Source organism: Candidatus Arsenophonus phytopathogenicus (assembly GCF_056113345.1).
This window is the reverse complement of record NZ_JBUIOB010000017.1, coordinates 380624-394209: the sequence shown is the minus strand read 5'-3', so window position 1 is coordinate 394209 and position 13586 is coordinate 380624. Positions and strand designations below refer to the sequence as shown.

The 13586-nt window shown below is 39.1% G+C and carries 16 protein-coding genes, 1 other RNA gene and 1 pseudogene; 3 read left to right on the top strand and 15 right to left on the bottom strand.

Going from position 1 to position 13586, the window contains the following annotated elements; all coding sequences use genetic code 11:
- Positions 1 to 384: a YraN family protein gene (locus AC01GB_RS05385; RefSeq protein ID WP_474450911.1), complete on the bottom strand. Its 384-nt coding sequence runs from the start codon at positions 382 to 384 to the stop codon at positions 1 to 3.
- 102 nt (positions 385 to 486) lie between these two features.
- Complete coding sequence (locus AC01GB_RS05380) at positions 487 to 2169, bottom strand: penicillin-binding protein activator (protein WP_474450909.1); 1683 nt, start codon at positions 2167 to 2169, stop codon at positions 487 to 489.
- A 59-nt stretch (positions 2170 to 2228) separates the two neighbouring features.
- On the opposite strand from AC01GB_RS05380, the gene rsmI reads away from it, so the two are divergent.
- On the top strand, positions 2229 to 3125 hold the full coding sequence (gene rsmI, locus AC01GB_RS05375) for a 16S rRNA (cytidine(1402)-2'-O)-methyltransferase (protein WP_474450907.1): 897 nt from the start codon (positions 2229 to 2231) through the stop codon (positions 3123 to 3125).
- A gap of 67 nt (positions 3126 to 3192) precedes the next feature.
- An RNA gene (gene rnpB / locus AC01GB_RS05370) (RNase P RNA component class A) lies at positions 3193 to 3566 on the top strand.
- A 102-nt stretch (positions 3567 to 3668) separates the two neighbouring features.
- Here the strand turns inward: rnpB and dagF are convergent.
- The 13 genes from dagF to AC01GB_RS05305 form a co-directional block, all read right to left on the bottom strand.
- On the bottom strand, positions 3669 to 4412 hold the full coding sequence (gene dagF, locus AC01GB_RS05365) for a 2-dehydro-3-deoxy-phosphogluconate aldolase (protein WP_474450905.1): 744 nt from the start codon (positions 4410 to 4412) through the stop codon (positions 3669 to 3671).
- Positions 4412 to 5527: a DgaE family pyridoxal phosphate-dependent ammonia lyase gene (locus AC01GB_RS05360; RefSeq protein ID WP_474450904.1), complete on the bottom strand. Its 1116-nt coding sequence runs from the start codon at positions 5525 to 5527 to the stop codon at positions 4412 to 4414. The genes dagF and AC01GB_RS05360 overlap by 1 nt, the downstream gene beginning before the upstream one ends.
- A complete protein-coding gene (locus tag AC01GB_RS05355; RefSeq protein WP_474450903.1) occupies positions 5511 to 6650 on the bottom strand; it encodes an amidohydrolase/deacetylase family metallohydrolase in 1140 nt (379 codons plus the stop codon). The genes AC01GB_RS05360 and AC01GB_RS05355 overlap by 17 nt, the downstream gene beginning before the upstream one ends.
- A 27-nt stretch (positions 6651 to 6677) precedes the next feature.
- Positions 6678 to 7328, bottom strand: a complete 651-nt coding sequence (locus AC01GB_RS05350) for a DUF4310 family protein (protein WP_474450901.1) — start codon at positions 7326 to 7328, stop codon at positions 6678 to 6680.
- 2 nt (positions 7329 to 7330) lie between these two features.
- Positions 7331 to 8122: a DUF4311 domain-containing protein gene (locus AC01GB_RS05345; RefSeq protein ID WP_474450900.1), complete on the bottom strand. Its 792-nt coding sequence runs from the start codon at positions 8120 to 8122 to the stop codon at positions 7331 to 7333.
- A gap of 27 nt (positions 8123 to 8149) precedes the next feature.
- Positions 8150 to 8449, bottom strand: coding sequence for a DUF4312 family protein (locus AC01GB_RS05340; protein WP_474450899.1), 300 nt, complete (start codon positions 8447 to 8449; stop codon positions 8150 to 8152).
- Positions 8446 to 8811 (bottom strand): SFCGS family glycine-rich protein, encoded by a 366-nt coding sequence (locus tag AC01GB_RS05335; protein WP_474450898.1) that lies wholly within the window; start codon positions 8809 to 8811, stop codon positions 8446 to 8448. Before AC01GB_RS05335 ends, AC01GB_RS05340 begins: the two co-directional genes overlap by 4 nt.
- Before the next feature lie 20 nt (positions 8812 to 8831).
- On the bottom strand, positions 8832 to 9170 hold the full coding sequence (locus AC01GB_RS05330) for a transcriptional antiterminator (RefSeq protein WP_474450897.1): 339 nt from the start codon (positions 9168 to 9170) through the stop codon (positions 8832 to 8834).
- 519 nt (positions 9171 to 9689) lie between these two features.
- Entirely contained in the window at positions 9690 to 9887 is a 198-nt protein-coding gene (locus AC01GB_RS05325) for a PTS sugar transporter subunit IIA (protein ID WP_474450895.1), read from the bottom strand.
- An 11-nt stretch (positions 9888 to 9898) separates the two neighbouring features.
- Positions 9899 to 10054: a PTS sugar transporter subunit IIA gene (locus AC01GB_RS05320; RefSeq protein WP_474452328.1), complete on the bottom strand. Its 156-nt coding sequence runs from the start codon at positions 10052 to 10054 to the stop codon at positions 9899 to 9901.
- A 376-nt stretch (positions 10055 to 10430) separates the two neighbouring features.
- Positions 10431 to 11024: a PRD domain-containing protein gene (locus AC01GB_RS05315; RefSeq protein ID WP_474450894.1), complete on the bottom strand. Its 594-nt coding sequence runs from the start codon at positions 11022 to 11024 to the stop codon at positions 10431 to 10433.
- Between the two features lie 123 nt (positions 11025 to 11147).
- The gene (locus AC01GB_RS05310; RefSeq protein ID WP_474450893.1) at positions 11148 to 11618 is read right to left on the bottom strand and encodes an HTH domain-containing protein; all 471 of its coding nucleotides are present in this window, start codon (positions 11616 to 11618) and stop codon (positions 11148 to 11150) included.
- A gap of 197 nt (positions 11619 to 11815) precedes the next feature.
- Entirely contained in the window at positions 11816 to 12517 is a 702-nt protein-coding gene (locus tag AC01GB_RS05305; protein ID WP_474450892.1) for a pirin family protein, read from the bottom strand.
- Between the two features lie 112 nt (positions 12518 to 12629).
- Between AC01GB_RS05305 and AC01GB_RS05300 the strand changes: the two are divergent.
- Positions 12630 to 13546 (top strand): annotated as a pseudogene (locus tag AC01GB_RS05300) (LysR family transcriptional regulator).
- Positions 13547 to 13586 lie beyond the last annotated feature (40 nt).

The following is a 13586-nucleotide window of genomic DNA, read 5'->3' as shown; positions in this document are numbered from 1 at the left end:
TTAGTGGATGGCATCATAGTCAATAAAGGCATTTGGTAACCATTCAAATTGATTGCCGGTAGTAGCACAAATATCAAAACGACATAAAGCGGTTTCTATGTTTTCATTTTGTTTAAGCAGCCATAATTTAGCGGCTGCAAGTAATTTTTTTCGTTTGTTTAAAGTTACTGACATTAATGCATTACCGAAGTTATCATGGCGGCGAAAGCTTAGTACTTCAACAAACACCCAAGTGTTTTGATCTTTCATAACTAAATCAATTTCTCCAACAGGAAAACTCACATTGCGGCTAATAAATTGCAGTCCTTGTTGTTGTAAGAATTGTTTGGCTTTATATTCGAAGTGACGTCCTTGTATCCAAGATAAATTTGGCGATTTTAGCATAGCGGATATCCTTATCTATAAGCTGAGCGTCTCGTTAAAATGACACTTTAGTCACTATTTTACTCTATTGGCTGATAAATTTTACTTTTAACTTACAATTTATTAAATCAATTGAACTTTCCCTTGTTTAAATTTTAACCACGTCAGGGTACGAAAAATTACGCAATTGTTACTATTTACACTTAGTTTGCCTGTGGCTCCATTTAGTTCGATATCATGTTGTTGTAATTTATTGAAATGATTGGCTAATAACCAGGCATCAATTCCCATAGCGTAAAGACGAATTAGCGAGTAATCAGCAGAGAATCGTTGATTAGCTTGTGTTAGTAAAGTGGAATTAGCGCCGGCAAGTAAAGGGATTTCACTAAATTGTAAGCCTTCCATTTCCAGATAATAATCGGTACTTAAATCTGTTTGATGACTACGAGAACTAGCATAAAGCGTTGGACGTGTGCGACTGTCGGTTGCGATATCTATCATCGGTTTAATCAATGATAATTCATCACTTGTGGCGACAATATACACTGCATCAATCGCCTCTGCCGTATCGTTGGTATTTTGCTGTTCGGCAATTACTATTGGCGTGCCTATCATCTGTATTCCAGTACTTTGAGCAGTTCTAGCTTTTAGGCTATCAATATTACCAAAACTTTGTTTACGTAATGGGGTTTGTTTCAATTTTTGCCACTCTTGTGCAAATATATTTGCGATACGTTCCCCAAAAGGAGAAGAAGGGATCAGGATCAATGGTACTTGTTTGCCCTCTTTTACCATATGGCGAGCCGCATTAACCGCTTCATCTTCAGGTGACAGAGAAAAGTAACAGACATTATTTTTAAGCGGCATTTTATCATTATCTAATTCATTTAATGTCAAAAGATTTAATGGAGTATTTATTTGAATGGCTTTAAGTACATCCGGTTTTAAAAGTGGTCCGATGACTAAGGTAATGCCATCCTGTTCAGCTTGTTGCAGGAGTGACTCAATCGATTGAGTATTGGTATCGTATACTTTAACCTGTTGATTATTAATAGGTGCATTGTCAATAACAAGCGATGGGGTTTGTGGATTGTTTTCCTGCGTTACATTATTGCTACTGCTAGTAATTGAATCAATAATACTTTGAACGGGATCACTATTTTGGCTATTTTGCTCAGATGAGCTGGTTGCGGTTGTCGGATCGATGGGTAAACCTTTTTGGGCATCAAGGAAACCTTGTAAAATCGCTTCAGCAAATATTTTACCGTTATTACTTAAAGGCAAGAATAGACCAATTTTAGGGTTGCTACTGATTGAAGATTGATGAATGATTTGTATTAGTGCTGTTGGGGAAGTTTTAACACCCGGATTGGCTGGATAGCGTATTTTCCAGTCATTAAATGCATTTTGTAATGCCGCCGGATCTTGGTAGTTATTATGGTATAAATCAAGCAGATCAATCCAACCTTGTAAGACATTTTCATCTGCCCTAACTGCTAATTTTTGAATTTGTTCAGCAGGCAAATTGATTAACATTTGCCAAAAATCATCAATATTTTTCTGGTGATTAACCTTATCTTTTAATAGGGGTTCTTGCGCAATATAGGCGCGCAAAGCTTCAGCAGATGGTTTACCATTAGCCGCATCAATAATTGATTGATAATGGCTGCTTTCAGAGCTTGCTTGTATGGTTACATCGGCAGTTGGTTTACTTTGATCTAGTGAGGAATGACATCCTACTAACAAAAGAGAGGATAGTATCGATATACATATCAAGCCTTTTTTAACAAAAATTGAAGAACGCATACTTTGTCCAGTGATGTAATTATTATTGCTCAATTTTAATTGGTTATTCGGAATAAACAATGAATGAACCTAATCAAGATATAGAGGTAGAGATGGCATCAACACTATATATTGTACCAACTCCTATTGGTAATTTGGATGATATCACTCTGCGTGCATTGCAGATCCTTAAGCAGGTAGATCTTATTGCAGCGGAAGATACCCGGCGTACGGGTTTATTATTGCAGCACTTTGCTATCAATACCTGCATGATTTCCTTACATGATCATAATGAACAACAGAAAACAGATCAATTAATTCCTCAATTAAAACAGGGACTAAGTATAGCGTTAGTTTCTGATGCAGGCACACCGCTAATTAATGATCCTGGTTATCATTTGGTAAAATCTTGTCGTCAAGCTGGTATTCTGGTAGTTCCCTTGCCAGGGCCATGTGCAGCAATTACGGCCCTTTCCGCTGCCGGTATCGCCTCAGATCGCTTTTGTTATGAGGGATTTTTGCCAGTAAAACGCAAGAGTCGACAAGAGGTATTGCAAGCGTTAACGGAGGAGCTGAAAACACTTATTTTTTATGAATCACCACATCGTTTGTTAGACACATTAGCAGATATGGTCGCTATTTGGGGCGCTGAGCGTTATGTTGTCTTAGCTCGTGAATTAACAAAAACCTGGGAATCTATTCATGGTTTGCCGGTTGGAGAACTACTTGATTGGGTAAAAGTTGATGAAAACCGTTCTCGTGGCGAAATGGTATTGGTGGTTCAGGGATATAGAGCACCAAAGGAGAGTGAAGTAGCTATTTCCTCAGAGGTGAAAAAAACGTTAGCGTTACTGCAGCAATCATTGCCGTTAAAGAAGGCGGCGGCTATTACGGCAGAAATTTATGGTTTAAAGAAGAATGCACTATATAAATATAGCCTTGAACAGCAAGTTAGTGCTGATAGTGCAATCAAGTAGATTAGCTGTTGGCCAGTTGTGATAAATAACTATACAAATTAATGTTAAATCCCTATAATTCGGCGTTGGAGTTAGCCAGACAACCGCTGCTTTATTGTTGATTACCTTAGGTAATTGTTAATAAAGGGGAGGAAAGTCCGGGCTCCATAGGGCAGGGTGCCAGATAACGTCTGGGAGGCGAAAGCCTACGACTAGTGCAACAGAGAGCAAACCGCCGATGGCTATTAAGCACAGGTAAGGCTGAAAGGGTGCGGTAAGAGCGCACCGCGCAACTGGCAACAGTTTGTGGCACGGTAAACTCCACCCGGAGCAAGGCCAAATAGGGGTTCACTAGATGCGGCCCGCATCGAACCCGGGTAGGCTGCTTGAGTCAGTGCGCAAGTGCTGGCCTAGATGAATGGTTGTCCACGACAGAACCCGGCTTATCGGCTGACTCTAAAACATTAAAAACCCCATTGTGAGTAAAATTACAATGGGATTTTGCTTTTAGACTATTTAGAGTGCAATAAAATTGATAAACCGATTATTTATTATCAATAGCGTCTATAAACACTGCTTAGTCATTTCAAGTAATTTTTTGACGTCCGCAGGACGGGTATTTCCGGTTGCTTTATCGATGATAGAGCTATAAATATGAGGAATAATTTTCTTTACACCAGCATTTAATGCAATTTTGAGAATTTCGGTGTAATTGTTTAAGTCGATACCGCCAGTTGGTTCAAGATAAAAATCACAACTAGCACAAGCTTCTGCAACAACTTGATATTCTTCGCGATATTTTAACCCTTCCATATTAAAAAATTTCACAGAACTTGCGCCCATATCTTTTAACATTGCAATTGCCGTTTCAACAGGGACAATGGCGTCTGGATAATTTGAGCTTAGCGGCCCGGTAGAAATTTTTACTTTACCCACTTCACCTGTTGGCGAAATAAGCGCATTAACAATAGTCTGATCTTGACCTAATAATGCACGACTGGTTGCGGTACCAGTAAATACCTGGTTTAGATGTTGCGGCTGAATGACTTTAGCAATTTGCGAAACCATATTAGATTGATTAGGATCGCCTGCACCTAAACCGACAGAAAGTGCATTATCAATTTCATCAGCATATTTAGCCATATCGCCAATAGCACTATTTAAGTCAGCATAGTTTTTTGACAGCACGCCAACCACGACATAAGTTTCAGCGGCTTGATAAATCTCTTTAGCATTTTGGTGAGAGCCTGCCAAAACATTCAGACAAACACGATCATGATAGAAATTGGGGGTTAATTGTTTTCCCATTATTTGACTCCAGTAACAACTTGGCGTATGCGTGAGACAATTGTTTTCAGTTGTTCGTTAGTAACACTGCGGATATCAGCTTCAACTTTTCCTTCGTTGGCTTTATATTCGCGAAAATAGATAGCGGTGTCGCCCTGTTTCAATTCTGCCATCATGGCATAAGTAGTTTTACCAATGGCTTTCTGATCAAAGCTGATTTCTGCCCGGGCAATATCACGGCCAGCGGCATCCCAAACGGTTTGGGTTTTGACGCCTTTGATTTTGTTAAGATCATCGATAAAATCAGACATCCGCTCAACCATTTGTTCGCCGGTCTCTTTTTTTGCAGTTAGGTAGAGTTCAATCGCCAGTGTTAGACCTAAAATACCCTCTTTACCGACTTTCATCGCACGACCAATGCCGCTACTTTGTTGTTTAACCCATTCAACGTATTGATGTTTGCCAATAACTAGTCCGCTAGTTGGGCCTTCAATCGCTTTAGCGCCACTGTAGATCACTAGATCAGCGCCATCTTGATAATAAGTCACTAAATCTTCTTCTGCAGCTGCATCGACTATTAAAGGGATTTGATGTTTTTTAGCAAGCTGTGCCGCTTCTTTTACCGTTAGCATACTTTTTTGTATGCAGTGATGCGATTTAACATAAAGAATAGCTGTGGTTTGGTCAGTAATTTTGGTAGCAATTTGGGCTGCACTACACTCATTAGCATAACCGGCTTCGACGATTTCACCGCCACCAAGTGCAACCATGGTGTCAACTGGTGCGCCATAATTAACGTTATGTCCTTTCGGCATGACAATTTCACGGGCCAGAGGTTGAGGTGAAGTGTGAAGATTATAAAGTAAATCGGCATTGTCTTTTACTATCACCGCAGCGACGGATTGCGCAATGCCGGCTGAGGCGCAAGAAACAACCACCGCATTTTCCACCTTCAGTAGCTTGGCAATATACTGGCCGGTTTTATTTACCAGATCTTTGATTTCAAAGTAATGATTAAGTCCATAGCCGACACGTTCTGTAACTTCAGCTTTAGGCGTTGAAACGCCGAGCATTGTCATGCGACCGGAGGCATTAATTACATTTTTGAGTTGATATTGTTCATAAATCGATTGCATATTCAGACTCACTTTCTGTGGAAACAATAGCTTTGCCGCCAACAATGGCAACAACAGGCACAAACTTATGGCTACCAAAGCGTACTTCACCTTCTGCATCAGAGAGTTCAGTACGTTCTTCTTTGAGATCAAAGATAGTGAAGTCTGCATCCATACCGACATCCAGATAACCTTTACCTTTTAAATGAAGTAGGTCGGCGGCTTTTTTAGTGACACAATCTATTATTTGTTGTATTGAGAATCCCATACAATGAAATTTGGTCATCACGAAAGCTAGGCTATAAACTGGGCCATTGATACGGTTTTTATGGTAGATATCGGAACTGATGATATCGGGATAAGTACCAATACGCATAGCTTGTTCTGCGACTTTAAAGCTGAAACTTTCACCACCGTGCCCCACATCTAGGATCACCCCACGGGCAAGTGCGCGCTGAATCGATGGTTTTAAATTGCCATTATCGTCCAGAATGCGATTAGGCTTACCATTAAAACAGTGGGTAATGATGTCGCCTTTGGTTAACAAATCTGCAATATCATCAAGATTAGGGGGATTGTTACCAATATGTACCATTAAGGGTAGCCCACTTTTTTTCTGCATTTCTTTTGCTTTGACAAGCGGGATTATACCATTTTCACCAACCACGCTTTTACTCATGCGTGCTTTTATTCCGACAACAAACTCTGGATGATCAGCGATAGCTTTTTGTAAACTAGCTTCGTCAATTTGCTGCATGTCGGCTAATTCATTTTGGGCAATAATACCTGTTTTAGCAATATTAAGCAGTGAATAAACATTGGTTTTGACTTTACGTGTAATGGTAAAAAAGTGATCAATATCGTCAGCCCCAACACTGCCAGCATCTACTAGTGTGGTAACCCCGCAAGATGCGCCGGCTAGGTCAGGTTCATCGAAGTAAATAGGCGATTCTGGATAGCAATGGGTATGGGCATCGATCCAACCGGCACTAATGTAAAGTTGGGCTTTTAGGTCAATCGTTTTAGTTGCTTGTTGTTCTTTGGCCGCGTCTGGGCCAATGGCAACAATTTTGCTATCACGTACTAAGATATCAACGATCTGGCCGTTGATAAGTTTCCCTTGTTTGATAATGAGATCGTTCATAATAGCCTTCTTTATTTTCTTGCTAATTTAGGCTGCGATAGGGAAGAAATAGCCCAGAACCATCGCGCCGAGTATTGCTCCACCGGCAATCGGTTTTTTCCAAATATAAAAAAGTAGTGAACCAATAAGTGAGCCAATACCAATTGGAATCGAGGCTGCCATGGCGGCTAAGATGATCAATGGGCCTAAAAACCGGCCAGAGGTATTACCTGCACCCATCATGACATCAGCACCGAAGGTCGAATTAGTTTGCCCAACGGTAAATTTGCGGGCGAAGATAATGATACAACCAATAACTATACCTAATACTAAGCCGGTCATCAGTGATGCCCAGAAATTGGTGAGTAAAAAGTCCATACCACTAGCAAGTAATAGCGCCGGTACGCCTAAACCCAGTCCAGTTTGCAACGCGCCACCAATATCCAGGATCCCTACCAGTGAGCCTTCAATGATACGAGCAAATAGGAAACTAGCACCAAATGCAGCTACTGCACCAAAAACACCGGTATCGAGACCAGAACGTAGCATCGCCACGAAGGCAACTTCATTGAAAGCACCGAAGCCATAAACGACATACATATGGGTTCCGGCAAAGATGCCGGCGGACAGTAGTCCAACAAACAGAGGAAATGACCACTCTGCATACCAAAAGTCTTTTTTATTGATTTCCGTTGTCATAATTATTCTCCACTCATGATTTGGTGGATATGTTGCAGCCAGTTTGGCGCACCAAGATGGAAAGATTCGAGTATTTTGACATCAAATCCGCGGATGAAGGCGCTGAGTACGAACAACAAAATCACTGCTGCCATCATAGTGCGGGTGATTTTTGTCCAGCCACTATCGTCGACCCCTTTCCCAATTAAGATCCCAAGTACCAGACCTGGAATGGCATTGCCCATAATAAGCTGTGCACAACCGCCGAACAGTGTTGCCCAGAAACCAGAACGGCGACCAGCATCCATGGCGGCTAGCCAGAAGATAACCGGCATGACGATTTCGACTAATGAATTTGCTGCTGGAACTAAGACATTAATTGCCGTAGTTTGTAGTGCAGATGGAACGCCAGAAGCGGTTGTGTTCAAAAAGGCAACGACCAAGGCACCGATAATGCCACAGGCAATGGCCATTTTCTTTGGATTATGCATCGTTTCTGCGACATTGCGGTTTTTGATCATTAAAACGGCGGTACCCCAGTTGGGTATGATTCGGTGATCAACATCTTGGGTAAATGCGCCAGCAGCAACGGATGATGCCCAAGCGTTGAAGAAAAAACCTAAGCCGAATGAAATGTGAGAAGCAGGATCGCCTTCACAGGAATTTAATTCACCTAATGTACGGAAAGCCCCCATACCTTGGACAGTGGGTGCGTGAAACATACGCGCAGCACCTGCACCGAGGCCAAAACCACATAAGCCACCGATAATTAGGGATATGCCGAGTATTTCTAAAAAAGACGTTGTCTCGCTCATGACATTTTCTCCAAATCAAGATACCGATTATTCAGCGGTAAATGTGATTTCTTTAACATTTAGCAAGGTGATATCTAATGAGACATCTAACACAACAGAGAAATATTCACGCTTGCGGGGTAAGAATAAGACAAGGAATCTTTCTGTTGTTGTTTTTACTTTAGCACTGATAACGGTGATGTCTTTCGGTTCGATACGTAACAGAATGTTATCAGTGTTTTTTAGTACGGTACGTTGAATTGAACTTAGTGCATCAGCAAGTGCTTTTTGGCGGGAATTCCCTTGACCATTAACACGTACAGATATTTCCATTTTCTGTTTCATCATGCATTGCCATGTTTCTTATTGAATGCTTTAACTAAACGTTCGCCCAACTCTTCTTTGTCCATAAAACCAAATCCGAGGACAATACAGCCATCTGCAATCGCTGTTTCGGCTTCTTCAATAGAACGCATTCCATAACGTGCTTTATAACCATACTTAGTCTGTGCAGTAACGGCACCGGCACCGCCACTACCACAAAATGAGATCCCTAAGTCTGCATTATGCTCTTTCATTACGTCGCCTAACTTCATATCAGCAGCAACACCGGGAATGACGGTTGCTTTACCACCGGCAGTTTCAACACCGGCAGCTACTTTTTGTCCTTTGCCCAAACGGTCACCAATAACGGCATGGATTTGTTTCATATTTAATTCTCCTATTATCTTTATGAGTTAGAACGTGCTACTTCAAAATGAACTGACAGCAGATAAGCCTCTTCGTAAGCTAAACCGGGCAAGGTATTAACAACTTTCTCGGCCAAGGCAATTGATTCAGAGGATATTTCCTCAAATAGTGAGACATCCACTTCAGGTAAAGACTCACCTGTTTTGGCTCTTTCTACCATCGCTTTAACGTGAGAACGTATCATCTGTTGTTGAACATCAGTTGTATGGGCCCCTTCAGCTTTTAGCCAGCCATCAATAATAGAAATTAATTTATTGGTGACAGTCTCTACATCCAGGTTATCTTTTGCGACATTAAAAACAATTGAGGATTGACTCATAAACTTTCGCTATCCCATTTGGAAATTAATATAAAACTGGTCTTTTGCTATTGTTAATAACTTTAGTTCTTTCCAGTATGGTTTTGGAGAGGAAACCTTTCCACTTTAAACTGGCAAATATCTGGAAAAATAAAGACAAAAATAGCGAATTAATTTTAATCAAACTGGAAGTTTAACTAAATCAAAGGCTAATTTTTTATTATTCATGTTGTTATTCAACGCGTTGGAATATTATTATTTTTTTATATCAATATATTAGGTAATGTAAAGTTGATTAATTATTTGTTTATTTAGTGAGATCGTTAAGCGGAAATAGCCTACGGAATAATAATAGATTTCTGGAAATTTGGCTTGCCAGTTTAAAGTAAACTAAAAATAAGTGACTAGCAAAAAGATAAAAAAGTTACCTGTCTTATGATAATGATCACTAAAAATCACACTTTTATTTATTATTTCCACTTTTCTACTATTAAGTGGAAATTATTAATTAATACGACTCAAACTATCTTTAGCAATAACCTAAAAATCATTGAAATTCCTACTATTAATTAATCTTTTAGTGGCTTTTTCTTTGACGAAAGTTACAAATAACTCATAAATAGCGATAGCTTCTTCATAGTCAGCTTTACTAATCGCCAACAGAAAAATGACATTAGTAACTTCCTTGGTTTCTGCATTCCATTCGATCCCTTGCGGTGAAATAATCGTAACCACCACCGTTTTATTCGCTAATAACCTAATGAGTGAGGTAAGGCAATTCCTTCACCCAGTAGAGTAGAGACAATTGATTCTCGTTCGAGCAGTGATGGGTAAAAATCGCTAGTGACATAACCATCGGCTTGCAGTTTTTTACAGATTTTCTTAAAAAGTGCTTCTTGGCTAATTTTTTCATTAAGTATGATGAAATAACGTTCATCAAAGAATCGTTCAATAATATAAGGTTTGGTTTGGTTTGGTTTGGTTTGGTTTGGTTTGGTTTGGTTTGGTTGCTCATCGCTAAACGCCCGACTTGCTCCAGTTGATAGGGAGTAGGAAAGGGGGCGATTTTCACCACCGGTTTATTTTTTTCTGCTAATCGAATGGTGGTGATAACAAAATCTTCATCGATGTTTTCTAAGGTTTCATATTCTTGTAACGACAGCGCACGATTAAATTTTAGTTGCGGAAATTCACGCATAATTTTGGTTTCTATCACACGTACTGTTGAGTTGCCTGAATCAGTAACGATTAAAACCTGTGTTGGCCGATGATGGCTGGTACCTAATTACATTCCAAACTTCCCCCAATATGAACTGCCAGATAACCAAGTTCGTCTTCACTAATTGGGTAAGGGAGCAGGGTACTGGCACTGCGTAGGGCATCAAGGGTGACATCATAAGCAAAAGGATAATATTGTTTGATATCGTCAAGTAAAGGATTTGGTGTATTAATATTAAATTGTAAACGAGTTAATAACGTAGCGAGATGGGTTGTCAAATCACGTTTTAGTTTCTCATCATTACGTAAATCGTAATTATATGAGTCGTTTATATATTGCAAAATATGAGCAAGTAGTTTGGTATGTAAGCCCGTTTTTTGATTGGGCTGTTCGTTACCAATAATACGTTGTGCTGCAAATTGCGTACATAAGTAAGCTTGTTCTGCGTTTGATAGTTCACCACCAAGAAAGTAAATCAGCCCGTTTGAAATTTCTTTGACCGCATTTTGAATAACAGGATCCATTTCATTATTGATAAAAGTGGTTAATTCACGGCCACGAGTAATACGTAAGATAGTGGTAGCACAATTGAAAATGAGGTATTGGTGGCCTTCGTTAGTCAGTCGAAGATCAAAATGGCTAAGACTATTTTGCAATACTTTATCGATATAGGTTAAATCAATATTATCAAGATAAGTCAGGCTAAATTTAGCGATATCTTTATTTATTTCCTGTGAGAAACGGCGCCATAATATTTCGGTAATACAGGTACGAATCCCTCATTCATTGCCACTTAATCTTATTCCTTGATGGGGGATACCTTCGATCTGGATGTCATGTTTATGCAAATATTCTCTAACGATACTCATGTCCTGTTGTATGGTACCGCGACTAATAAACCATTTTTCAGCGATATAATCTAACTTAACTGGTAATATCAGCATTAATAGCTTTAATAAGGCATCAACCCGATCTCTAGCTGTTCGCGGAATATTTTCATCATCAGCTATTTTTTCCGTTTTGATGGTAGCAAAAAGCGCTTCGTTATTAATTTTTAAATGATAGCCATTACCGCGCTCATAAACGATGCACGCATCATAGTCTTGCAAATATTCATTTAATTCGTTGATGTTTGAACGTATGGTGTGCGTTGAAACACCAAAACGTTTAGCAAGCTCATCTTGAGATACAATTTCGCTCTGAATATTAGTAAAAATCTGGTGGATACGTTGATTTGTAAAAACAGCCACGAGTAATACCTTTCAATTAATAAAATAGAAAAGTTGTCTGTGATTGAAGATGATATCCTAGTTATAAATTTGATAAAAAGGTTATCACTGACATCCAAATAAATTATATCTATTAAAACAACTGTATTTATTCTATCATTTTTATTGGTTGTCGATCTTTTTATTAAATATTTTATTGAAAATTATCAATTTTATGTTTAGTTTAAATAAATCAATATGCCACGAAAATCTGTTTGGGCAGTTAATTTTACCTTTTGTTCCTGCATTAAAAATGCACCATCACTACAGTGAATATAAGCTATCTTGTGATTGTTGTTTGCTAATTTTACTATTCCTGTAATGGAATATAGATAACTATTTTTCCCTTTCAGACTAAGCGTCATACTTTGTTCTGTTTTTAAATAAATATGACTAATCCAAGTTTGTTGGAGGATTTTTAAGCTATTTTCCGAGCCATTTGGTGAAGCAAGTAATGTCAATGCATCATTATTAGCGAGTTTACGTTTTTGTGGCGGGTGGGAGAAATATTCAACGCAGGCATTTATCCATAGTTGTAATTGTATTAACGGTTTTTCGTGACTAACATTGTGTTCGCTATAACTTATATTAGGTATCGGAGATAAAAGTAAACACTCATTTTCAGATTGATGAATGCGATTTCCTTCGCTATCGTGGAATTCAGCGTCGCCCTGTAAAATAAAATTAATGATATCGATATTGGGATAGGTTTTGGCCTGACAAGCTGCTTTTGGCGCAATAGTTTCTCGATTTAATACTCGCAAAGCGCCGTGATGGGTAAAATCAGGATCAAAATAGTGGCCAAAAGAGAAGGTATATTGTACTTGTAGCCAACCAAAGTCAGCATGACCACACTGTTTTTGTATTCTAGGAATTATCATAGTAATTTTACCGTTCAGATAATTTATGATCAAAAATAATAATTAACTAGACGTAAAATTGTTAGCTAGTTAATCTGAGTTAAACATTCAAATTTCTTGATTGAGATCCTTTATGAGTAAAGAGCGGGCACTAACATTAGATGCATTACGCGTAATTAATGCCATTGATCGACGCGGAAGTTTTGCAGCCGCAGCTGATGAATTGGGTAAAGTTCCTTCTGCATTAAGTTATACGATGAAAAAATTAGAAGAAGAGCTTAATGTGGTGCTTTTTGATCGCTCTGGCCATCGAACACGTTTTACTGATGTTGGTTGAATGTTGTTGGAACGAGGGCGGCTATTGTTAGAAGCAGCAGATAAACTTGTTGTTGATGCTGAAGCATTGGCGCGTGGTTGGGAACCTTATCTTACCATCGTTTGTAAAGTATTGATCCCCGTCTCAACGCTTTTTCCTTTAGTTGATAAATTGGCACAAAAATCTGAAACTCAACTCTCTTTATTGACTGAAGTATTAGCGGGTGCATAGGAGTGTTTAGAAACGGGTAAGGTAGATATTGTTATTGCGCCTGATTTGCATTTTCGCTCTTCACCTGAAATTAATAGTCGTTTACTTTGTACGATTAATAATGTTTATGTTGCCAGTCCAGAGCATCCTATTCATCAAGAGCCAGAGCCACTTTCCGACATGACTCGGATCAAATATCGTGGGATTGCCATTGCAGATACCGGTAAACAACGGCTAGTCTTAACGGTACAGTTGTTAGATAAACAGCAGAGATTAAAGTAAGTTCAATCGATGAAAAACGTCGTGCTTTATTAACGGGCTTAGGTGTTGCAACCATGCCATATACGTTGATTGAAAAAGATATTAAAGCAGGACGATTACGGGTCGTAGGATCAGAGTATAGTCAAGAGACTAATATTATTATGGCCTGGCATCGTGGCAAAATTGGTGAAGCTAAATTTTGGTGCTTACGTCAGATCCCCCAATTGTTTAATAGTGATCACTATTCTTTTCATTTATCGTAAAAATATTCGATTAAATTTCACTTATGGGGGATGGTAACAT

Excerpts from the sequence above, each read along its gene's own strand:
- AC01GB_RS05340 (WP_474450899.1), bottom strand. The coding sequence starts at position 8,449 with ATGATGAAACAGAAAATGGAAATATCTGTACGTGTTAATGGTCAAGGG.
- AC01GB_RS05330 (WP_474450897.1), bottom strand. The coding sequence starts at position 9,170 with ATGAGTCAATCCTCAATTGTTTTTAATGTCGCAAAAGATAACCTGGAT.
- dagF (WP_474450905.1), bottom strand. The coding sequence starts at position 4,412 with ATGGGAAAACAATTAACCCCCAATTTCTATCATGATCGTGTTTGTCTG.
- AC01GB_RS05345 (WP_474450900.1), bottom strand. The coding sequence starts at position 8,122 with ATGAGCGAGACAACGTCTTTTTTAGAAATACTCGGCATATCCCTAATT.
- AC01GB_RS05335 (WP_474450898.1), bottom strand. The coding sequence starts at position 8,811 with ATGAAACAAATCCATGCCGTTATTGGTGACCGTTTGGGCAAAGGACAA.
- AC01GB_RS05350 (WP_474450901.1), bottom strand. The coding sequence starts at position 7,328 with ATGACAACGGAAATCAATAAAAAAGACTTTTGGTATGCAGAGTGGTCA.
- AC01GB_RS05305 (WP_474450892.1), bottom strand. The coding sequence starts at position 12,517 with ATGATAATTCCTAGAATACAAAAACAGTGTGGTCATGCTGACTTTGGT.
- AC01GB_RS05355 (WP_474450903.1), bottom strand. The coding sequence starts at position 6,650 with ATGAACGATCTCATTATCAAACAAGGGAAACTTATCAACGGCCAGATC.
- rsmI (WP_474450907.1), top strand. The coding sequence starts at position 2,229 with ATGAATGAACCTAATCAAGATATAGAGGTAGAGATGGCATCAACACTA.
- AC01GB_RS05380 (WP_474450909.1), bottom strand. The coding sequence starts at position 2,169 with ATGCGTTCTTCAATTTTTGTTAAAAAAGGCTTGATATGTATATCGATA.
- AC01GB_RS05360 (WP_474450904.1), bottom strand. The coding sequence starts at position 5,527 with ATGCAATCGATTTATGAACAATATCAACTCAAAAATGTAATTAATGCC.
- AC01GB_RS05385 (WP_474450911.1), bottom strand. The coding sequence starts at position 384 with ATGCTAAAATCGCCAAATTTATCTTGGATACAAGGACGTCACTTCGAA.